Origin of the sequence: Mesorhizobium sophorae (assembly GCF_002270415.1) — a bacterium.
Taxonomy (GTDB): Bacteria; Pseudomonadota; Alphaproteobacteria; order Rhizobiales; family Rhizobiaceae; genus Mesorhizobium; species Mesorhizobium sophorae.
Window position 1 is genome coordinate 1456032 of the sequence record NZ_NNRI01000007.1, and the last position, 19537, is coordinate 1475568.

General features: G+C 62.3%; 21 protein-coding genes and 1 tRNA gene. 13 read left to right on the plus strand and 9 right to left on the minus strand.

Features of this window, described 5'->3' with window-relative positions:
- The 7 genes from ccoO to ccoS are packed head-to-tail and all read left to right on the plus strand — an operon-like array spanning nucleotide 1 to nucleotide 5312.
- Nucleotides 1–738 carry a cytochrome-c oxidase, cbb3-type subunit II gene (ccoO, locus tag CGZ66_RS11520; RefSeq protein WP_095084120.1) on the plus strand — a complete coding sequence of 246 codons (738 nt, stop codon included), beginning with the start codon at nucleotides 1–3 and terminating at the stop codon, nucleotides 736–738.
- The gene (locus CGZ66_RS11525) at nucleotides 735–905 is read left to right on the plus strand and encodes a cbb3-type cytochrome c oxidase subunit 3 (protein ID WP_095084121.1); all 171 of its coding nucleotides are present in this window, start codon (nucleotides 735–737) and stop codon (nucleotides 903–905) included. The genes ccoO and CGZ66_RS11525 overlap by 4 nt, the downstream gene beginning before the upstream one ends.
- Nucleotides 896–1777 (plus strand): cytochrome-c oxidase, cbb3-type subunit III, encoded by an 882-nt coding sequence (gene ccoP, locus CGZ66_RS11530; RefSeq protein ID WP_095084122.1) that lies wholly within the window; start codon nucleotides 896–898, stop codon nucleotides 1775–1777. Before CGZ66_RS11525 ends, ccoP begins: the two co-directional genes overlap by 10 nt.
- On the plus strand, nucleotides 1774–2004 hold the full coding sequence (locus tag CGZ66_RS11535) for a hypothetical protein (RefSeq protein WP_245331065.1): 231 nt from the start codon (nucleotides 1774–1776) through the stop codon (nucleotides 2002–2004). Before ccoP ends, CGZ66_RS11535 begins: the two co-directional genes overlap by 4 nt.
- Nucleotides 2005–2054: 50 nt before the next feature.
- Entirely contained in the window at nucleotides 2055–2837 is a 783-nt protein-coding gene (locus CGZ66_RS11540) for a DUF2189 domain-containing protein (protein ID WP_095084123.1), read from the plus strand.
- 37 nt (nucleotides 2838–2874) lie between these two features.
- A complete protein-coding gene (locus tag CGZ66_RS11545) occupies nucleotides 2875–5169 on the plus strand; it encodes a cation-translocating P-type ATPase (RefSeq protein WP_095084124.1) in 2295 nt (764 codons plus the stop codon).
- Complete coding sequence (gene ccoS / locus CGZ66_RS11550; protein ID WP_095084125.1) at nucleotides 5166–5312, plus strand: cbb3-type cytochrome oxidase assembly protein CcoS; 147 nt, start codon at nucleotides 5166–5168, stop codon at nucleotides 5310–5312. Before CGZ66_RS11545 ends, ccoS begins: the two co-directional genes overlap by 4 nt.
- A 332-nt stretch (nucleotides 5313–5644) precedes the next feature.
- Here ccoS and CGZ66_RS11555 read toward each other — a convergent pair.
- Nucleotides 5645–5720 (minus strand) — tRNA-Ala (locus CGZ66_RS11555).
- A gap of 161 nt (nucleotides 5721–5881) precedes the next feature.
- Here CGZ66_RS11555 and CGZ66_RS11560 point away from each other — a divergent pair.
- Entirely contained in the window at nucleotides 5882–6172 is a 291-nt protein-coding gene (locus tag CGZ66_RS11560; RefSeq protein ID WP_095084411.1) for a YggT family protein, read from the plus strand.
- A gap of 12 nt (nucleotides 6173–6184) precedes the next feature.
- Complete coding sequence (locus CGZ66_RS11565; protein WP_095084126.1) at nucleotides 6185–6502, plus strand: DUF167 family protein; 318 nt, start codon at nucleotides 6185–6187, stop codon at nucleotides 6500–6502.
- Between the two features lie 12 nt (nucleotides 6503–6514).
- Here the strand turns inward: CGZ66_RS11565 and CGZ66_RS11570 are convergent, their stop codons facing one another.
- Genes CGZ66_RS11570 through CGZ66_RS11580 form a run of 3 tightly spaced genes read right to left on the minus strand, consistent with a single transcriptional unit; the run spans nucleotide 6515 to nucleotide 9283 of the window.
- Complete coding sequence (locus CGZ66_RS11570) at nucleotides 6515–7396, minus strand: MurR/RpiR family transcriptional regulator (protein ID WP_095084127.1); 882 nt, start codon at nucleotides 7394–7396, stop codon at nucleotides 6515–6517.
- 10 nt (nucleotides 7397–7406) lie between these two features.
- Nucleotides 7407–8474 (minus strand): ABC transporter ATP-binding protein, encoded by a 1068-nt coding sequence (locus CGZ66_RS11575; RefSeq protein WP_095084128.1) that lies wholly within the window; start codon nucleotides 8472–8474, stop codon nucleotides 7407–7409.
- 2 nt (nucleotides 8475–8476) lie between these two features.
- Nucleotides 8477–9283, minus strand: coding sequence for an SDR family oxidoreductase (locus tag CGZ66_RS11580; protein WP_095084129.1), 807 nt, complete (start codon nucleotides 9281–9283; stop codon nucleotides 8477–8479).
- Nucleotides 9284–9463: 180 nt separating this feature from the next.
- On the opposite strand from CGZ66_RS11580, the gene CGZ66_RS11585 reads away from it, so the two are divergent.
- From CGZ66_RS11585 to CGZ66_RS11600, 4 genes are all read left to right on the plus strand, one after another.
- The gene (locus CGZ66_RS11585) at nucleotides 9464–10699 is read left to right on the plus strand and encodes an ABC transporter substrate-binding protein (protein WP_095084130.1); all 1236 of its coding nucleotides are present in this window, start codon (nucleotides 9464–9466) and stop codon (nucleotides 10697–10699) included.
- Between the two features lie 207 nt (nucleotides 10700–10906).
- A complete protein-coding gene (locus CGZ66_RS11590) occupies nucleotides 10907–11776 on the plus strand; it encodes a carbohydrate ABC transporter permease (RefSeq protein ID WP_095084131.1) in 870 nt (289 codons plus the stop codon).
- The gene (locus CGZ66_RS11595) at nucleotides 11773–12597 is read left to right on the plus strand and encodes a carbohydrate ABC transporter permease (RefSeq protein WP_095084132.1); all 825 of its coding nucleotides are present in this window, start codon (nucleotides 11773–11775) and stop codon (nucleotides 12595–12597) included. The genes CGZ66_RS11590 and CGZ66_RS11595 overlap by 4 nt, the downstream gene beginning before the upstream one ends.
- A gap of 125 nt (nucleotides 12598–12722) precedes the next feature.
- Nucleotides 12723–14207 carry a M81 family metallopeptidase gene (locus CGZ66_RS11600; RefSeq protein ID WP_095084133.1) on the plus strand — a complete coding sequence of 495 codons (1485 nt, stop codon included), beginning with the start codon at nucleotides 12723–12725 and terminating at the stop codon, nucleotides 14205–14207.
- A 69-nt stretch (nucleotides 14208–14276) separates the two neighbouring features.
- On the opposite strand, the gene CGZ66_RS11605 is transcribed toward CGZ66_RS11600, so the two are convergent.
- The 5 genes from CGZ66_RS11605 to pdxY form a co-directional block, all read right to left on the minus strand.
- Nucleotides 14277–16331, minus strand: coding sequence for a M3 family metallopeptidase (locus tag CGZ66_RS11605; protein ID WP_095084134.1), 2055 nt, complete (start codon nucleotides 16329–16331; stop codon nucleotides 14277–14279).
- A 120-nt stretch (nucleotides 16332–16451) separates the two neighbouring features.
- On the minus strand, nucleotides 16452–16865 hold the full coding sequence (locus CGZ66_RS11610) for a nuclear transport factor 2 family protein (RefSeq protein WP_425352284.1): 414 nt from the start codon (nucleotides 16863–16865) through the stop codon (nucleotides 16452–16454).
- A gap of 96 nt (nucleotides 16866–16961) precedes the next feature.
- The gene (locus CGZ66_RS11615) at nucleotides 16962–17606 is read right to left on the minus strand and encodes a carbonic anhydrase (protein WP_095084136.1); all 645 of its coding nucleotides are present in this window, start codon (nucleotides 17604–17606) and stop codon (nucleotides 16962–16964) included.
- A 253-nt stretch (nucleotides 17607–17859) separates the two neighbouring features.
- Nucleotides 17860–18654 (minus strand): DUF429 domain-containing protein, encoded by a 795-nt coding sequence (locus CGZ66_RS11620; RefSeq protein WP_167392054.1) that lies wholly within the window; start codon nucleotides 18652–18654, stop codon nucleotides 17860–17862.
- A complete protein-coding gene (pdxY, locus tag CGZ66_RS11625; RefSeq protein ID WP_095084137.1) occupies nucleotides 18651–19535 on the minus strand; it encodes a pyridoxal kinase PdxY in 885 nt (294 codons plus the stop codon). Before pdxY ends, CGZ66_RS11620 begins: the two co-directional genes overlap by 4 nt.
- Between the last annotated feature and the right edge of the window lie 2 nt (nucleotides 19536–19537).

A 19537-nucleotide genomic window follows, 5' to 3' on the forward strand; every position in this document is an offset into this window, starting at 1 on the left:
ATGGCCGAATTTCATCGCAAGATTGAACGCAACGCCATGGGCTTCGTTCTGGCCATCGTCGTCGTCGCCAGCATTGGCGGCTTTGTCGAGATCGCTCCACTGTTCACGATCGACGACACGGTCGAGAACGTGCAGGACATGCGGCTCTACACCCCGCTGGAGCAGGCTGGGCGCGACATCTACACGCGCGAAGGTTGCTACGCCTGCCATTCTCAAATGATCCGAACACTGCGCGACGAGGTCGAACGCTACGGTCCTTATTCGCTCGCCGTTGAATCTAAATACGATCATCCGATGTTGTGGGGATCAAAGCGCACGGGACCGGATCTGGCCCGCATAGGCGGCAAATATTCTGACGCCTGGCAGGTCGCCCACCTGATCAATCCCCGCGACGTCGTGCCGGAATCCGTCATGCCGAAATATGGCTGGCTGCAGCGCAACGCCCTGCGCATCGACGACCTCGGCGAGCATTTGGCCGCTCTCAGGGACGTCGGCGTTCCCTATACGGACGACATGATTGCCAACGCGACCCAGGATGCTCTCGGCCAGGCCGCTCCGGACGGTGATTTCGCCGCCGGCGTTGTCAAGCGCTACGGGCAGGCAACGCAGGTCAGGGCTTTTGACGGCGATCCGGGAACCATCACGGAAATGGATGCGCTGGTCGCCTATCTCCAGATCATGGGCCATCTCACCGACGCTGCCTACAAACAGGCGGCAGCCGCGGAGCCTGCAAAATGAACTTCGACCATGACACCGTCGTCGGCTTCACGAAGAGCTGGGGGCTGTTCTACCTGATCGCTATGGCAGTTGGCGTCCTGATCTATGTTTTCTGGCCTTCGAACTTAGAGCGGTTCCACGCGGCCAAGAAGAACATCCTCGATGAGGACGACAAGCCATGGAAGTAGGCGAACGCGATCCCGTCACCGGGCAGCTGACGACGGGTCATGAATGGAACGGCATAAAGGAGCTCTACACTCCGGTACCGCGGGTCGTGATCTTGTTTCTCGTCCTCACGACCCTGTTCGCGGTGGGATACTGGATCCTTATGCCTGCTTGGCCCTTGGGGCGGACCTACACGAAGGGCCTGCTTGGGGTCGATCAGAAAACGACGGTCGAACGTCAGGTCGAAGAGGCCACCGCCGAACGCGCGCTATGGACGAAGCGGATTGACGAGATGGATTTCCCGGCGATCAGGGCGGACCCCGCGCTGATGGAAACCGTGCGCGAAGCCGGAGCGACGCTCTTCAAGGACAATTGCGCGGCGTGCCACGGAGCTCGTGGCACAGGAGGTAAGGGTTTTCCCGACCTGACGGCAGCCGCATGGCTGTGGGGCGGCAATCCAGAGACGATCGTCGAAACGCTGCGCGTTGGGATCAATTCGGCGCATGACGAAACACGGGTCTCGCAGATGCTCGCCTTCGGCCGTGACGGAATCCTCAGCCTAGCGCAGATCAACGATGTGCGTGCCTACGTTCAGTCTCTCGGCGGGTCGACCGAACCCACCGTCGCTTCGCCTGAGGCCGTTTCTCGCGGAAAGGAAGTCTTTGTCGCGAACTGTGTTGCTTGTCATGGAGAGGATGCCAAGGGCAAACAAGACGTAGGCGCTCCTGATCTCACCGATGCCAATTGGATCTATGGGGGAGATAGCCAGTCGATCCACACGTCGATCTATTCGGGGCACCAAGGACAGATGCCGTCCTGGGAGCAGCGCCTTTCGACGACCCAGCGCAAGATCCTCGCACTTTATGTCCTGTCACTTTCGGAGAAAAGATCGTGACGGTCGCCGCTGAAAAAACAGAAGCAGGGATCGCTCCACGGGCATTCTCGCGCGGCAAGGCCTTGGCGGTCGCCTTGGTTGCCGCCGGACTTGCCACATTCACCGTTGCAAACGCGCATTTCCTCTACGTGGCATTCATGTCGCAGCCGGACTGCGTTCCACACAGCAAGGTGTCACGAGCCGCCATTCCGGGAGGCCTCTACCAAGCCGCCGATCCGGCTTGCTAGGGCCTTGCGAACACGGCAATGAACCAGGCAGGGCAGGAAGGAACATCACAATGGGCAATGTCGATTTGACAGCGGATGGCCCTACCTACGTGGGGGCCCGCAATCGCCATCTTCCAGCCGGCGCCGCCCTCGGCTGGCTGCGCGCCGGTTGGCGTGACCTCATGGCAGAGCCGGGTTCCAGCCTCGCCTACGGCCTCGCTGTGTTCATCGTTTCAGTCGCGATCGTCGGAGGCCTTTTCTTCCTCGGTCTCGACTACATCCTGTTTCCCGCCATCGCTGCCTTCATGGTCGTCGGTCCGCTCGTCGCCATAGGTCTCTACGAAAAGAGCCGGCTGATCGAGGCCGGCGAGCCGGTTTCGCTGCAGCGCATGATCTTCGTCAGGCCGGCCTCCGGCGCCCAGGTGCTGTTCACCGGCGTCATCATGCTGGGGCTGGCCTTGCTGTGGATGCGAGCCGCAGTCATTATCTATGCGCTGTTCTTCGGTTTGCGGCCGTTTCCAGGCCTCGACCATGTTGCTTCGATGCTATTCACCACGGGCATCGGATGGGCCATGCTCGCCACGGGCACCGTCGTCGGCGGGGTTTTCGCGGCGTTTTCCTTTGCGATCAGCGTTTTCTCGGTACCGATGCTCCTCGACGAGCGGACGGACGCTTTTACGGCAATGGGCATGAGCATTTCCCGCGTCTGGAACAATCGGCCTGTCATGATCGCTTGGGGAGCGATTGTGCTTGCGCTGACCGCGGTCGGCCTGCTGACAGCAATGATCGGCCTGATCGTCGTCTTTCCACTGCTCGGGCACGCTACCTGGCACGCCTACAAGGCAATCAAATGACGTCGGCTATGCTCAGGCCGCAAAAGGCTGCTGACCCATGACCTGTTGCGCGCCCGGTGCGGAGGCCGCCTTGTCGATCGCCGGGATTGATGCCGGGTCGAACCCGGCGGAGGAAATCCGGCTGGCCAGTCGTGATCTCGGTAACGGCGCCCGCCAATCCGCTCTTTCGGTTCCCGGTATTCATTGCGCGGCCTGCATCGCAACGGTCGAAAGTACCCTGTTGACATTGCCCGGTGTGGAATTTGCCCGCGTGAACCTCTCCATGAAGCGCGTCACGGTGAATTGGCGTGCGGCGGAAATCAGCTCGCCCGATCTGATCGGGGCTCTGAGCGCCGCCGGCTACGATGCACATGTATTCTCGATCGAATCCGATCCGCGCGATCCTGAGTATTCGCGGCTCATCCGGGCGCTCGCAGTTGCCGGGTTCTCGGCAATGAACATCATGATTCTGTCCGTGTCTGTGTGGTCGGGCGCCGATGCGGGCACACGTCAAGCCTTCCACTTGATATCGGCGGTGCTTGCGCTGCCTGCCTTGATCTACTCGGGGCGGATTTTCCATGCCTCTGCGTGGTCTGCGCTTCGCCAGCGACGGACCAACATGGACGTGCCGATTTCGGTTGGTGTGACGCTTGCCTTCGCGCTTAGCCTCTACGACACGGTCCACAACGCCACTCATGCATATTTCGATGCTGCGACTTCGCTTCTGTTCTTCCTGCTGATCGGCCGTACACTCGACCATTTGATGCGTGAAAAGGCCCGCTCGGCGGTGGCTGGCCTGGCCAGGCTGGCGCCTGCAGGCGCAACGATCATCGAAGCCGATGGCCAGCGGCGCTACGTCCCGGTTGGCGAGATCGAGCCCGGAGCGTCCCTACTCGTTGCCGCTGGTGATCGAATCCCGCTCGACGGGGTGGTGACGGAAGGCGCTTCCGAACTCGATTGCTCGCTGGTTTCGGGCGAGGCCGCACCCAAGCACGCCGGACCAGGGACCATGATCCAGGCAGGGTTGACGAACCTTACGGGTCCGTTGACGGTCAGGACCATTGCGCGTGCGGACAGCTCATTCATTGCCGAAATGGTCCGGATGATGGAGGCAGCCGAGGGCGGACGGGCGCGTTACCGCCGGCTGGCCGACCGGGCCGCCGCCCTCTATTCTCCGGTGGTGCACGTGATGGCCCTGCTGTCGTTCCTCGGCTGGATATCGGCTACCGGCGATTGGCACGCATCGGTCACGATCGCGATAGCCGTCCTGATCATCACCTGCCCCTGCGCGCTGGGCCTTGCCGTGCCGATCGTCCAGGTCGTGGCCGCGCGCCGCCTCTTCGAGAAAGGTATCATGGTCAAGGACGGCTCGGCGCTGGAGCGGCTTGCGGAAGTCGACACCGTGCTTTTCGACAAGACGGGAACCCTGACACTTGGAAAGCCGCGCCTCGTCAACGCCAGCGACATCGAACCGTATGCCCTGGGAATCGCGGCGGCGATCGTCGCCCGTTCCAGGCATCCAATGTCTGCGGCGATCTCGGACGCTGTACAAAACGGTCAGGCATTTCCGGAGTTCGACCGGATTTCAGAACATCCGGGCTGTGGAGTGGAAGCGCGAGCGGGAAACAATATCTATCGCATCGGCCGACCGGACTGGGCGCTTGGCCGCAAAGCCGCAATTTCCGATGAGCGCGCTTTCTCCGTTTCGCTCCTCGTGAAAGACGGCGCGCCGTTGGCCAGCTTCGTATTCGAGGACGGCAATCGTCCTGATGTTCGAGAGACGGTGAGCCGGTTGCAGCGGCAAGGCCTTGCTGTCGGAATCCTCTCTGGGGACCGACGACCTGTCGTCGAAGAACTTGCGTCATCTCTCCGGATCGACAGCTTCATGCCGGAACTGCTTCCATCCGGAAAAGTTGCGCGCATCGCCGAACTGCGCAAGGCCGGAAGCACGATTCTGATGGTCGGCGACGGCCTGAACGATGCTCCAGCGCTTGCGGCCGCGCACGTGTCTATGGCGCCCGCGACGGCAGCCGATGTCGGCCGCAACGCCGCGGACTTCGTCTTCTTGCACCCGAGTCTTTCGGCTGTGACGGACGCTCTCAAAATCTCGCGCAATGCAGGAATCCTGATTCGCCAGAATTTCACGCTGGCGATCGGCTACAACATCATCGCGGTACCAGTCGCCATCCTCGGCCACGTGACTCCGCTTGTGGCAGCGGTCGCGATGTCGCTGTCTTCGATTGTCGTTGTGTCCAACGCTCTTCGTCTCAGCAATCGTCCATGTCGAAAACCGCCCCGCTGGCAAGCCGCATCGACTCACGCCAACATTCAAGCGATGGCTACAGGATCATGAGCTACCTGTCCGTTCTCGTGCCGATCGCAATTCTGATGGGCCTTGCAGGGCTCGCCGCCTTCATGTGGGCGCTGCGTTCAGGACAGTATGACGATCTCGACGGGGCGGCCGAGCGAATCCTTATGGATGACGACCAGGAATGAAACAGCGAGGAAGCAAACCTTCTTGCGGACGGTCGATCTACGACTCAAATTCAAAGGCCCAGTTTAGGAAAATTTCGGACTGAGATGACCTGTAGCCTGCGGGGTTGTCGAAAGTTGAACGAATGACGCTCGCAACCGGAAGGTCGGCTTCGCATCTTCCTTGGAAAATTGTGGGCACGGAAATGGACCCAGAGAGACGGGAAGCAAATACACCTGCAGAAGGCCTCGAGATATGGTCTCAGTCACGGCCGAACCAAAGAGCAAAGGATGTAACCTCGGACAACACGAGGGCTTTTCCGAGCAGGTACGTGGCCAAAGGTTCCAAAATCCGCTGGTGGAGCTGAGGAGGATCGAACTCCTGACCTCGTCATTGCGAACGACGCGCTCTCCCAGCTGAGCTACAGCCCCGTCCAGCGGATGGGCGCATTTATCGGGCGCCGCGCTTTCCTGTCAAGGCGGCGTTTTGCCGAAATCCGCGGCTGCCGGTCGTCAGGCCAGCACGCGGAGGACGGCGGCCCTTGCCGGTTTCGCCTGCAATGGCTACATGTCGGCAACAATTGGAGACCGGCATGCTCGCCCTCATTCAAACAATCGTCATGGCGCTTGACCTCTATTGGTGGGTCATCATCGCTTCGGCGATCTTTTCCTGGCTCTACGCCTTCAACGTCGTCAACTCGCGCAACCAGTTCGTCGGCAGCATCGGCAACATGCTGTTCCGGCTGACGGAGCCGGCGTTGCGGCCGATCCGGCGCTTCATACCGGACCTTGGCGGCATCGACATCTCGCCGATCATCCTCCTGCTGATCCTGTTCTTCCTCCGGCAGTTCCTGCTCACCACTGTGGCGCCTCTGGTCTTGTGAACCCATGACTGCATGAGCACGCCGTTCCGCCTGCGCGATGACGGTATCGACCTGTTCGTCCGGCTGACACCAAATGCGGCGCTGGACAGGCTCGAAAGCATCGAGACCTTGGCGGATGGGCGAAGCCACCTGAAGGCCCGCGTCCGCGCCGTGCCGGAAAACGGCGCCGCCAATCAGGCGCTTGAGCGGTTGCTGGCCAAGGCGCTGGGCGTGTCGGTGTCCGCCGTCTCGATTGTCGCCGGTGGTACCGCCCGGCTGAAGACCGTGCGCATTGCAGGCGACCGGGCGATGCTGGCGAAAAAAATCGAGGCGCTCGGCCAGCAGTCCTGATGCGCTGGCGGTTCAATCCCCCAGCGGCAGACGCGGATCGTCGACTTTCAACGTGTTCACGCTCTGCTTGATGCGGCGCAGGTTTTCCAAAACCTTTGGTCCGCGCGTCTCGGCGACCGATGTGACGATCATGTCGACGATCGACAGCAGTGCGTAGCGCGACGATGTCGGCTTGTAGATGTTGCCGTCCTCGAGCGACTGGAAATGGATAACCGTGTCAGCGGCTTTGGCGAGTGCCGAGTCAGGCGGGGTGATGGCGATGGTGGTGGCGCCATATTGCTGGGCGACCTGCACCGCATCGATGACCGATCGGGCATAGCCGGAAACCGAAAAGGCGATCAGCGTGGTATCGGGAGTGGCAACGGCGGCGTACATGCGCTGCAACTGTCCGTCGATCTGCGCCAGCACCGAGACGCCCAGCCTGAACAGCCGGTTCTGCATCTCGGTCGCCATCATCGAGGAAATGCCGCCCGACCCGATACACAGAACGTTGCCGGAGACGGCGATGCGCGCGGCGACGGCGACCAGCGTCGTCATGTCGAGGTTTTCGCTGGCGCGCTGGATGGCTGATATCGCGGCCTCGGTGATGGCGGAAGCGATGCGTTGTTCGCGGGCGTCGCGGCTCAACGGCTCCGGCGACAGATACTGGCCGCCGATGGCGATGGCTTGCGCCAGATAGAATTTGAAGTCGCGCAGGCCCTCGCAACCGAGGTTGCGGCAGAACCGGGTCACCGTCGGCTCGCTGACGCCGACGCGGGCGGCAATTTCCGAGATGGCCGCCTTGGAGACAAAATCGAGGTCGGCAAGCACGAAGCCGGCCAGCTTGCGATCCGATTTCGTGCCGTCCTGCAACATCAGTTGCAGGCGCGTAATGATATCGGCCGGCGTCTTCATATCCGTGTTTTCATACGGGCAGGCCCGTCGCCTTGTCGAACAGGTGGATGTTGCCGGGATCGACGCTCACCGGCAGCACGTCGCCCGGCCTGACTGGCACCCTGTCACGGAACACGGCGCGCACCGTGTCGTTGTCGATGGCGCCATAGACATGGGTTTCGGAACCAGTCGGTTCGACGACATGCACCTTGATCGCCATCGCGTCGGCGGCCTCGCCGATGACAAAATGTTCGGGCCGGATACCGGCCTCCACCACACTGCTCGCCGACATCTGCTTGCCGGCAAGCGCAAGCCGCCCGCCGCCGGTCGACTCGAACCAGGTTTTCTCAGGCGTTGTCTTGAGAGAACCGGAAACAAAACTCATCGAAGGCGAGCCGAGGAAGCTGGCGACGAATTTGTTGGCCGGTCGGTCATAGAGCTCCAGCGGCGCGCCGACCTGCTGGATCCTGCCGTGGTCCATCACGACGATGCGGTCGGCCATGGTCATGGCCTCGATCTGGTCGTGAGTGACATAGACGATCGTCGATTTCAGCCGCTGGTGCAGCGCCTTGATCTCGACGCGCATCTGCACGCGCAATTGCGCGTCGAGGTTGGACAAGGGCTCGTCGAACAGGAACACCGACGGTTCGCGCACGATGGCGCGGCCCATGGCGACGCGCTGGCGCTGGCCGCCGGATAGCTGGCGGGGATAGCGGTCGAGATAGGAGAACAGATTGAGGACGCCTGACGCCTTCTTAACCTTTGCGTCGACCGTGGCGCGCGCCTCGCCGCGGATCTTCGGGCCAAAGCCGATATTGTCCGACGCCTTCAGATGCGGAAACAGCGCATAGGACTGGAACACCATGGCGATGTTGCGCTGCTGCGGCGGCAGCGCGTTGGCGCGCACGCCGCCGATCAACAGGTCGCCGGAGGTGATCGTCTCCAGCCCGGCCAGCATGCGCAGCAGGGTCGACTTGCCGCAGCCGGACGGCCCGACCAGCACGACGAACTCGCCGCTCTTGATGTCGAGGCTGACGTTTTCAAGGATATTGTGCTGGCCGAAGGATTTCGACAGATCGCGGAACTCGACGTCGGTCATGGTCACGCTCCCAATATGTCATCGATGAATGGCAGGCAACCGGCGGTCAGGCCAGCATCCACCGGCATCACCACCCCTGTTACGCCCGATGCGCGATCGGAGGCAAGGAAGGCGACGGCTTCGGCCACCTCCGAAGCGTTGACGATGCGGCCGAGCGGATAGAGCCGCTGCAGCTTGCCGAGGATTTCAGGATCCTTGGCAAGGCGATGGTCCCAGGCGGCAGTGCGGATCGATCCTGGGCAAACCACATTGGCACGCAGGCCGCTGCGGCCGAGCTCGACGGCAATCGCCTTGGCATAGGCGTTGATCCCGGCCTTGGCCGCCGCATAGGCGGGATTGCCGAAATGCGCGATTGCATTGACCGATGAGATGAAGACGATGCTGCCGGAGCCTTGGGTAGTCATCGCCTTGATCAGCGGATCGGCGAACATCATGACGCCGGTCAGGTTGAGGTCGAGCTCCTGTCCGATCTTGTCGGAGTTGAGGGCAGGGAGCGTCTCGGCGCGCGTCCAGCCGGCATTGTTGATGAGAATGTCCGGCACGCCATCCCGGTCGAGGATCGCGGCGATCGCCGCGTCTATCGACGCCCGGTCGAGAAGGTCGAAGACATGGCCGGAGGCAAGGTGCGGGCTGTTCAACGCTTCGCTGGACTGGTCGCAACCGACGACCCTGGCGCCCCGTTGCGCCATCAGCGCCACGATGGCGGTGCCGAGGCCGCCGCCAGCACCGGTCACCACGACAGTCTTGCCTTCGAATTCAGCCCTGCTTTCGAACTTGGCCCTGCCTTCGAATTCGGTTTGCGAAACCACCGTGTGTCATCCTCCGGGAGCTCTGACATTCGTATCAGGCCTAGTTCACTAAATGTAATTAAGCAACAGAATAATCTGCTTGCAAGCCTTCAAATCATCGATAATGTAGGAAAGTCACATAATCTTCTGTGCCGGTCGCGGAGAGGCGCGCAGGTGCAAAATCAAAATGGGAGACATCAAATGAGCCTTGCAAAATGGACTGTCGGCCTGATGGCCGGAATGAGCATGCTGGCATTTGCGGCGCAGGCAAATGCGGGCGAGGTGCGCGTCACTGTCGCCGAGTACAGCGCCAAGACTGGACCTTATTTCGACAGCGTCAAGAAGGAATTCGAGGCGGCAAACCCCGGCATCACCGTCAAGTTCGAAGTGGTACCGTGGGATGTGCTGCTGCAGAAGCTGACCACCGACATCACCGCCGGCACCAATGCCGATCTGTCGATCATCGGCACGCGCTGGCTGATCGACTTTGTCCAGCAGGATGTCGCCGAGCCGCTCGACAGCTATATCAAGCCCGACTTCAAGGGCCGCTTCATCGACACCTTCCTGTCACCCTCGATCATGGACGGCAAGACCTACGGCCTGCCGATCGCGGCCTCGGCGCGTGCGCTGTACTACAACAGGGAACTGTTCGAGAAAGCCGGCATCGCCAATCCGCCGGCAACCTGGACCGAGCTGCAGGAAGACGCGCGCAAGATCAAGGCGCTCGGTTCCGGCACCTTCGGTTTCGGCCTGCAGGGCAAGGAGATCGAGACCGACGTCTATTACTACTATGCGATGTGGTCCCAAGGCACCGAAATCCTCAACAAGGACGGCACCTCCGGCCTCGGCACGCCGGGCGCGCTCGAAGCAGCCAAGCTCTACAAGTCGATGATCGACGAGGGCCTGACCGAGCCGGGCGTCACCTCTAACAACCGCGAGGATGTGCAGAACCTGTTCAAGCAGGGCAAGGTCGGCATGATGATCACGGCACCCTTCCTGTCCAACCAGATCAAGGACGAGGCGCCAAAGCTGAAATACGGCGTGGCGGCCATTCCGGCCGGACCGACCGGTGCGCGCGGCACCTATGGCGTGACCGATTCCATCATCATGTTCAAGAACTCCAAGAACAAGGACGAGGCCTGGAAGCTGCTCAATTTCCTGTTCACCACCGAGCAGCGCGCCAAGTTCACGCAAGGCGAAGGCTTCCTGCCGGTGAACAAGGAAGAGGCCAAAATGGACTATTATGTGAACAATGCCGATCTGGCGGCGTTCACCGCCCTGCTGCCCGACGCCCGCTTCGCACCGATCATCCCAGGCTGGGAAGAAGTCGCCCAGATCACGTCGGACGCCATGCAGAAAATCTATCTCGGCAGCGCCGAACCCGAGGCGGCGCTGAAGGACGCCGCTGCCAAGGCCAATGCAGTGCTGAAGAAATAGTGCTGAGGAAATAGGGCGTCTCTCCCGCGCCCGTGGCGCGCCCAGACGATCGGGCGCGCCACACTTTTCCGAGGCGAATTTCGAATTCGCCACGGAGCGGGTCATCGTTCAACAGAAAACGCCTGACAGCTCTATCTCTCCGTTTTCAACGCAATCCAGGACGGAAAACCGCTCCACATTTTTCCTGGAATTGCTCTAGGTCAGCCGATGCAAAATCGCTTCTTGCCCTATCTCCTGACCTTGCCCAGCCTGTTCCTGGCGGCTGTCGTCATCTTCTGGCCGGTGTGGGACCTGGTCCAGATCTCGACGCATGAGGTCAGTCGCTTCGGTCAGCTTCGTGAATTCAACGACTTCGCCAATTTCGCGGCGCTCGCTGCCGATCCCGATTTCATGGCCGCGCTCTGGCGCACCGGACAGTGGACGGTGCTGGTCGTCGGTGGCGCGCTGTTGCTGTCGATCCCGGTAGCGATGATCCTCAACACCGATTTCTATGGCCGCGGCGTCGCCCGCGTTATCATCATGCTGCCCTGGGCGGTGTCGCTGACCATGACCGCCGTGGTCTGGCGCTGGGCGCTGAGCGGCGAAAGCGGCATGCTGAACTCGGCGCTGATTGGCCTCGGCCTCATCGACCACAATATCCAGTGGCTGGCGAGCGCGGAGACCGCCTTTCCGATGCAGGTGCTGATCGGCATCCTGGTGACGGTGCCGTTCACGACGACGATCTTCCTCGGCGGCCTGTCGTCGATCCCCGACGACCTCTACGAGGCGGCAGCACTCGAAGGCGCGACATCGCTGCAGCAGTTCCGCGAAATTACCTTTCCGTTGCTGAAACCGTTCATCAACATCGCCATCGTGCTCAACACCATCTACGTCTTCAATTCATTCCCGATCATCTGGGTGATGACGCAGGGCGGGCCGGCCAATTCGACCGACATCCTGGTCACCCATCTGTACAAGCTGGCCTTCCGCATCGGCAAACTGGGCGAGGCTTCCGCGGTCTCGCTGGTGATGTTCGCCATATTGTTGGTCTTCACCATGATCTATGTGCGGCTGGCGATGCGGGAGCAACGCGGATGACGAGTAAGCTGAAGCGTTCGATCATTGCCTGGCTGCTGCTGGCGCCGCTGATCGTGGTGACGATCTTTCCCTTTGCGGTGATGTTCCTGACTGCCGTCAAGCCGAGGCAGGAAGTGCTGTCGCCGACCTGGTGGCCGAGCGAATTCCGCTGGTCGAATTTCTCCGACATGTGGGTGGCGACCGGCTTCGGCCAGGCGCTGCTCAATTCGCTCTACGTATCTGTTATCGCCACGGTCGGCGCCATCCTGATTTCGGTTCCCGCGGCCTACGCGATGTCGCGCTTCCGCTTTGCCGGCTACGGCGCCTTGCGCCAGTTCCTGCTGATCTCGCAGATGATCTCGCCGATCGTGCTGGTGCTCGGCCTGTTCCGGTTGATGGCAGCCTGGGGCCTGGTCGAAAGCACCACGGCGCTCGGCTTCATCTACATGGCCTTCAACGTCGCCTTCACGGTGTGGATGCTGCAGAGCTATTTCGACACCATCCCGCGCGATCTCGAGGAAGCGGCCTGGATGGAAGGTGCCGGCCGCTGGCTGACCCTGCGCAAGGTGTTCCTGCCGCTCTGCCTGCCAGCGATCGCGGTGACCGCCATCTTTACCTTCATCAATGCCTGGAACGAATTCGTCGTGGCGCTCACCATGCTGCGCAGCCAGGAAAGCTACACGCTGCCGATCCAGGTGTTTTCGCTGGTCGCCGGCCGCTACACCATCGAATGGCACCACGTCATGGCCGCCACGTTGCTGGCGACCTTGCCGGTGGCAATCCTGTTCATCTGGCTGCAGCGCTACCTCGTCAGGGGGCTGGCGCTCGGGGCGGTCAAATAGCCGCTAGGGCGGTTCATCGTTTCACGGAAACGCAGAACCGCTCTATCTCTTTGTTTTGACACAATTCCGGACGGAAAACCGTTTCGTACTTTTCCTGGAATTGCGACAGCATCCACGGAGTTCTCATGCGCATCTTCACCGCCTCGCTGGCGACGGAAACCAACACCTTCTCGCCGGTGCCGACAGATCGGGCATCGTTCGAGATGGCGTTCTATGCCGGACCCGGCAAGCATCCGGAGACGCCGACGCTGTGTTCCTCGCCGATGGTCTCCCTGCGCCGGCGCGCGGCGGCCGAAGGCCTGACCGTCATTGAGGGCACCGCCACCTGGGCGGAGCCCGGCGGCCTGGTGCAGCAGCAGACCTATGAGGCGCTGCGCGACGAGATCCTCGGCCAGCTCGAGGCGGCACTGCCGGTCGATGCCGTCATTCTTGGCCTGCATGGCGCCATGGTGGCGCAAGGCTATGACGATTGCGAAGGCGACCTGCTCGAACGAATCCGCGAGATGGTGGGTCCGAAGGTGGTGATCGCCTCTGAGTTCGATCCGCACAGCCATCTGACACCCAAGCGTGTCGCCGCGTCAGACATCATGGCCTACTTCCTAGAGTTCCCGCACACCGATTTCTACGAGCGTGGCGAACATGTCGTCGAGCTTGGCCTCGCCGCGGCGCGTGGTGAGATCAGGCCTGTCATCTCGACCTTCGACTGCCGCATGATCCAGGTGCTGCCGACCAGCCGCGAGCCGATGCGCTCCTTCGTCGACCGCATCAAGGCGCTGCATGGCAGGGATGGCGTGCTGTCGATTTCGATCGTCCACGGCTTCATGGCGGCCGACGTGGCCGAAATGGGCACGCGCATCCTGGTCGTCACCGACAACGACAAGGCCAAGGGCGATGCGCTGGCGGAACGGCTGGGGCGAGAACTCTACGCGCTGCGCGAAGAGACGGCGATGACGATGTTGAGCGCCGCTGACGGCATCGATCGGGCGCTGGCCGTGCGCGCTGAAAACCCGGGCAAGCCGGCGGTCGTCGCCGACATCTGGGACAATCCCGGCGGCGGTGTGCCCGGCGACGGCACCGTCGTGCTGCGCCAGATGCTGGCGCGCGGGCTGAACACCATCGGCGTTGCAACAATCTGGGATCCGATCGCGGTGACCTTCTGCCTGGCGGCAGGCGAAGGTGCCGTCATCGACCTGCGTTTCGGCGGCAAGGCCGGCCCGCAGGCCGGCGAGCCGATCGACGCGCGGGTGCGGGTGCTGAAGGCCGTTCGGGAGGGCTGGCAGAGTTTCGGGCCGAGCCGGGTGACGCTCGGGCCGACGGCGCTGGTGCGCATCGAAGGCACCGAGGTCGACATCATCCTCAACACCAATCGCACGCAGACCTTCGAGCCGGATATCTTTTCCAACATCGGTGTCGATCCGATGGCCAAGGATATCTTGCTGATCAAGTCGACCAATCATTTCTATGCCGGCTTCGAGCCGATCGCCGCCGAGATCATCTATGTCTCGGCGCCGAGTTCGTATCCGAGCAATCCGGCGGTGACCGATTACAAGAAGCTGACGCGGCCGGTTTGGCCTAGGGTGACGGACCCGTGGGCGGTAGAGCCGGGATAAGGGATTGCCAGCGTTGCGACCTTGCGCGGCCTGTCCTTCTCCCCCACGGGGAGAAGGAAAAAGCAGGCGCTACACCAGCCCGCGCTTGACCATCATCGCATGGGGCGACGGCATCTTGCCGCGAAACGCCGTGTAGAGCTCTTCGGGGTCCTTCGAGCCGCCGGCGGCGTAGATGTTCTTTCTCAGCTTCTCAGCGAGACCCGGGTTGAAGGGATCGCCGGTCTCCTCGAAGGCGGCGAAGGCATCGGCGTCGAGAACTTCAGACCACATGTAGGAGTAATAGCCGGCCGAATAGCCGTCGCCGGAAAACACATGGCCGAAATGTGGAGTGCGATGACGCATCGCGATGGTTTCCGGCATGTCGAGCTTTTCAAGCGTTTCGGCTTCGAAACGAAGTGGCGCTTCTGGTGCATCCGGCCGCGCGTGATAGGCCATGTCGATCAGCGCCGAAGAGGTGAATTCGACCGTGGCGAAGCCGGCGCCAAAGGTGCGCGCCGCCAGCATCTTGTCGAGCAGCACCTTCGGCATCGGCTTGCCGGTCTTCACGTGCAGCGCGTGCTTTTCCAGAACCGCCGGCACCGTCAGCCAGTGTTCGTAGAGCTGCGAGGGCAATTCGACGAAATCGCGGCTGACCGAGGTGCCGGAAACCGACGGCCAGGTGACGTCGGTCAGCATGCCGTGCAGCGCGTGGCCAAATTCATGGAACAACGTTCTCGCCTCGTCGACCGACAGCAAGGCCGGCTCGCCGGCCGGCGGCTTGGCGAAGTTCATGATGTTGTAGATCACCGGTTTCGACCCGTGGCCAAGCTTGTACCCGGACTTGAGCGCGCTCATCCAGGCGCCGGAGCGCTTTGATGGCCGCGCGAAATAATCGGCGAGGAACAGGCCGCGTTCGCTGCCATCGGCGTTTCTTACCACGAAGACGTGCGCATCCGGATGCCATACGGCAATGCCTTGCTTTTCCTCGAAGGTGATGCCGAACAGCCGTGTCGCCACGTCGAAGCAGGCGTCGATGACGCGGTCTAGCTGCAGATAGGGTTTTAGTTCGGCCTGATCGAAGGCGAACTTTTCGGCGCGCAGCTTCTCCTGGTAGAAGCGCCAGTCCCAGGCGGCGAATGTCTCGTTGCTGCCGGCCTCCGCCGCCAGCCGCTGCAGTTCGCTCTGGTCGGCGGCGGCCCTTTCCACTGCCTTCTCCCAGACCGGATCGAGCAGCGCATGCACTGCCTTCGGCGTCTTGGCCATGGTGTCGTCGAGCTTCAGCGCGGCAAACGAGCCGTAGCCGAGCAGCTTTGCCTTTTCGGCGCGCAGCTTCAGCATGTCGCGCACGACGATTGTGTTGTCGGTGGCGCCGCCATTCTGGCCGCGCATGGTGAAGGCGCGGAAGGCGATTTCGCGCAGGTCGCGGCGTTCCGAGAAGGTCGTGAACGGCTCGTAGATCGAACGAGACAGGGTGACCGCATAGCGGCCCTTCTGGCCGCGCATCTCGGCGGCTTCGGCCATCGAGCTTTTCAGGAAGTCCGGCAAACCGGCAAGATCTGCCGCGTCGAGGAACAGCGCCCAGTCGCGCTCGTCGGCAAGCACGTTCTGGCCGAAATTCGTGCCAAGCGACGACAATTCCTCGTTGATCCTTGCCAGCCGCTTCTTGCCGTCGGCGTCGAGCTTCGCGCCGGAGCGTACAAACCCCTTCCAGGTCTTCTCCAGCACCCGCAGCGTCTCGGCATCGAGCTTCAGGCTTTCCCGGCGCTGGTAAAGGTCGTCGATGCGGGCGAACAGCCGCTCGTTCATCGAGATTGCCGAGAAATGCCTGGACATTTTTGGCGAGATGTCGCGCTCCAGTGCCTGGAACGTGTCATTGGTGTGGGCGCCGGCGCGACACCAGAAGATCGACGAGACACGGTCGAGTGCCTCGCCGCCGAGTTCCAGCGCCTGCAGCGTGTTGTCGATGGTCGGCGCGTCCTTGTTGCCGGCGATCGCCTCGATCTCCGCCTCATGCGCCTTCAGCGCCGCGTCGAAGGCCGGGGCAAAGTCGTCGTCGCCAATGCGGGTGAAATCAGGCAGGCCGAGCGGCCCCTGCCACGCGGTCAGCGGATGGATGGCGAGGTCGACGGCTTTCGTGGAATGCATGGACAATCTTTCCTTGGTGAAGGCAGGCCGGGCGCCGGTGAAGGCGGTGGGCTGGGTGAGTTGGTACCGATGTAGGGCGCAGGTTTGCCGCGCGCAACAGTGCCACCGGTCAGGTTTTCGTCAGTAACCGTCGCAATTCTCGGCGATCGCCGCTTGCGAGCTCGCGGTGATGCGATTGTCGGTCACCGCGAAGGTTTCCTGCATCAGCATGTCGTTTTTGGGAAAATCATAGCAGGCGATCACGGTGGTGACCCCGCCTTCGCTTTTCTCGATCCGGTGCCGGATCTCCGCACCCGCAACGGCGCCTTGCCATTCATCGATCGAGGCGATGAATTCCTGCTTGCTCTGCACGATGCCGAGGTCGTCCAGCTTGATGCGGACGTCGTCGGCGAGCAGGTCGGACAGTTCAGTGCGGTCGGCGACCAGGAGGGCCGAATACCATCGGCTGATGATGGCGCCATCGTCGGCATAAACTGGACTGATCGAAAACAGCAACGCTGCCGCGACGAAAGTGATCGAACGGCGATCTCCCATCATGTGCTGCCTCCGTCTTCCTGTTCGACTATCAGCTCACCCGAAGAGCCGGTTGTCACCTTTCGCTGGCGCGTTCCTTCGGTTCTGGATCATGGTCTACGCCATCTCCGGCCGTTCGAAATCGCCGGTCTCCTTGTTCATCACCCAGAGTTCGCCGGTCGAAATGTCAAACCAGGCGCCGTGCAGCGACAGCCGCCCCTTGCCTTCGAGGATCGAGACGCAAGGAAAGGTCCTGAGATTGGCGATGGAATAGCGGATCGAAATACGCTCCAGCGCGGTCTGGCGCTCCGACGCCGTCATGAACGTGCTGGAGGACACGGTCTCGGCCGCTGGGGCGATGAGGCTCATCCATTTGCCGATGAAGTCGCCGGGAGACAGCGGTGCGGACGTGGTGTCGAGCGCGGCGCGGATGCCGCCGCAGCGACCATGGCCCATGACGACGATGTTCTTGACCTTGAGGCTCTGCACGGCGAATTCGAGTGCGGCAGAGGTCGAATGGAACTCGCCGTCGGGCGCGTAGGGTGGCACCAGATTGCCGACATTGCGCAGCACGAAGAGTTCGCCGGGGCCGGCGTCGAAGATCGCTTCGGGGGCCGCGCGGGAGTCGCAGCAGGCGACGATCATCGTTTCGGGTGCCTGGCCTTCGCGGGCAAGCTCGCGATAGCGTCCGCTCTCGGTCAGATAGCGGCCGCTCATGAAACTGCGGTAGCCGGCGAGAAGATGGTCGGGGAGATGGGGCATGGGCGGCGTCTGGAGCCTTTCCGGGTTGGATGCGGCAGCTCGTTGCGGTCTAGAGCGGGTCACCGTTTCACGGAAACGTCGAACCGCTCTTTCTGTTTTGCTTTGGCGCAATTCCGAACGGAAAACCGCTTCACACTTTTCCTAGAATTGCTCCAGAGAGCCTCTAACGGCAAAAGCCTCTTGCGGGCAATGCCGAATTGCAGATGGCTGCCCGCCAATCGCCATCCAAGACGCATGGCTTGAGCTATTGGGTTCACGCCCAGATGGCGACGGGGATGCCAAAACCGTCGCGGTCCGGAGGGTCGGGAAATGGCCGTGCCTCGCCGCCGGCAATGCGACCGGCAATCAGCATCATCGCCGCCGCATCGAGAAAATCATCGGCGGCTGCACCGCGCGGCGGCGGCTGATCGAGAAAGCCCATCTCATAGCCATGCCGGCTAAGCAGCGCCTTGCGTTCCGCTATGCCGGCCGGATTGATGCTGCCCTTGATCTTCTTCGGCAGCTGCATGGCCTGGTCGCCGTTCAGCCGGCAGAAAGCGACTTCCGGATGCGATTCGAAGATGCGGCCACGCAATTCGGGCCGGGCGATGAGCAAGGCGTCGATCTCGCGGATCTTGGCAAAAATACCGAAGGCCTGGATCGAAACGCCGCGCGGCGGGTCTGATGTGGTCATGGCCACCTCGCTTGCCCGGCGATGCGCGGCATACCAGGCTTCGATGGTGGTGAAGTCGCCCGTATCGGCATAGAGCGCGGCGCGGGACGGGATCGAAAAGACGCTGGACTGCCGTTGCCCGAGCAATGGCCGCACCAGCGCTTCCGGTCCGCGCCCGCCTTTGCTCGAAAACTCGGGCAGACCGATCGGCATGTCGACGGCGAGAACCGCGTCGGCAGGCAGTGATGCAAGCAGGGCTGTGAAACTTGCAAAGACATCGACAGAGGGTGTGGAACCGGGGCTACGAGGTATCGAGCCGGGATCGCGCCGCACGGCGATCCAGCCGGCCTTGCAGCCGTCAACGCCGACAGTCACGACGGTCGTGGCCAGGGTCACGCCCGCCGGTCCCTCCCCGGATGCGTGAGGTGGCGAAGCTGCACCATCGCCATCGGGTTCGCCAGGCTCTGCGCATCGGTTTCGAGCTGCAGTTCGTCGCCGCCGCGCTTGGCGGTGCGCGCCAGGATCTCGTAGACCGCCGCCGTGGTCGACTGCAGCGCCTTGATCGCCGGCTGGCCGGACAGGATGCGCGCCAGGTAGACGGCCGCCGTCAGGTCGCCGAGACCGTTCGGCGGCTTGTCGATGAGGCGGTGCTCGGCCAGCAGCACCTGGTTGCCGTCGAGCAGCAGGTTGCCCGTGCCACCGGTCATCAGCGACGGCGCCGAGGTGACAAGCATGGTCGATGGCCCGGCGTGAAGGGCGGCCGCGATTACCGATTTCAGGTCGGGCAAGGGTGCGCCGGCCATCCATTCCAGTTCGTACCGGTTGGGGGTGGCGATGTCGGCGATCGGCATCAGCCGATCACGCATGGCGGCGGCAGTCGGTTCCGGCACGTAGAGGCCACCCGAATCGCCCATCACCGGGTCGCAGATATAGACGGCGTCAGGCGTCTTTGCCTTCACCACGGCGACCAGCGAGGCGATGGCCTCGGCCTGGCCGGCCTCGCCGAGATAGCCGGACAGCACGGCGCCGACTTCACCCAGCCACGGCGCACGCTCAAGATCGGCCATCAACGCCTTGAACTGGTCGAGCGGCGGCACGATCCGCGTCGCCCGCCCATGACCGGGATGCCAGGGCAGGATGATCGTCGGCACCGCCCACACCGGAAAGCCCAGTGTTTCCAGCGCAAAGACAGCCGCCCGGTTGCCGACCGAGCCGCGCGCGACATGGCTGGAGATGACGATGACCGCACGCGGCGCGTCGGTTTTTTCGGCGCTCATTG

What these genes read in the sequence shown, in the direction of transcription:
- ccoO (WP_095084120.1), top strand. Translation starts at nt 1, where the DNA reads ATGGCCGAATTTCATCGCAAGATTGAACGCAACGCCATGGGCTTCGTT.
- CGZ66_RS11525 (WP_095084121.1), top strand. Translation starts at nt 735, where the DNA reads ATGAACTTCGACCATGACACCGTCGTCGGCTTCACGAAGAGCTGGGGG.
- ccoP (WP_095084122.1), top strand. Translation starts at nt 896, where the DNA reads ATGGAAGTAGGCGAACGCGATCCCGTCACCGGGCAGCTGACGACGGGT.
- CGZ66_RS11540 (WP_095084123.1), top strand. Translation starts at nt 2,055, where the DNA reads ATGGGCAATGTCGATTTGACAGCGGATGGCCCTACCTACGTGGGGGCC.
- CGZ66_RS11545 (WP_095084124.1), top strand. Translation starts at nt 2,875, where the DNA reads ATGACCTGTTGCGCGCCCGGTGCGGAGGCCGCCTTGTCGATCGCCGGG.
- ccoS (WP_095084125.1), top strand. Translation starts at nt 5,166, where the DNA reads ATGAGCTACCTGTCCGTTCTCGTGCCGATCGCAATTCTGATGGGCCTT.
- CGZ66_RS11560 (WP_095084411.1), top strand. Translation starts at nt 5,882, where the DNA reads ATGCTCGCCCTCATTCAAACAATCGTCATGGCGCTTGACCTCTATTGG.
- CGZ66_RS11565 (WP_095084126.1), top strand. Translation starts at nt 6,185, where the DNA reads ATGAGCACGCCGTTCCGCCTGCGCGATGACGGTATCGACCTGTTCGTC.
- CGZ66_RS11570 (WP_095084127.1), bottom strand. Translation starts at nt 7,396, where the DNA reads ATGAAGACGCCGGCCGATATCATTACGCGCCTGCAACTGATGTTGCAG.
- CGZ66_RS11575 (WP_095084128.1), bottom strand. Translation starts at nt 8,474, where the DNA reads ATGACCGACGTCGAGTTCCGCGATCTGTCGAAATCCTTCGGCCAGCAC.
- CGZ66_RS11585 (WP_095084130.1), top strand. Translation starts at nt 9,464, where the DNA reads ATGAGCCTTGCAAAATGGACTGTCGGCCTGATGGCCGGAATGAGCATG.
- CGZ66_RS11590 (WP_095084131.1), top strand. Translation starts at nt 10,907, where the DNA reads ATGCAAAATCGCTTCTTGCCCTATCTCCTGACCTTGCCCAGCCTGTTC.
- CGZ66_RS11595 (WP_095084132.1), top strand. Translation starts at nt 11,773, where the DNA reads ATGACGAGTAAGCTGAAGCGTTCGATCATTGCCTGGCTGCTGCTGGCG.
- CGZ66_RS11600 (WP_095084133.1), top strand. Translation starts at nt 12,723, where the DNA reads ATGCGCATCTTCACCGCCTCGCTGGCGACGGAAACCAACACCTTCTCG.
- CGZ66_RS11605 (WP_095084134.1), bottom strand. Translation starts at nt 16,331, where the DNA reads ATGCATTCCACGAAAGCCGTCGACCTCGCCATCCATCCGCTGACCGCG.
- CGZ66_RS11610 (WP_425352284.1), bottom strand. Translation starts at nt 16,865, where the DNA reads ATGGGAGATCGCCGTTCGATCACTTTCGTCGCGGCAGCGTTGCTGTTT.
- CGZ66_RS11615 (WP_095084136.1), bottom strand. Translation starts at nt 17,606, where the DNA reads ATGCCCCATCTCCCCGACCATCTTCTCGCCGGCTACCGCAGTTTCATG.
- pdxY (WP_095084137.1), bottom strand. Translation starts at nt 19,535, where the DNA reads ATGAGCGCCGAAAAAACCGACGCGCCGCGTGCGGTCATCGTCATCTCC.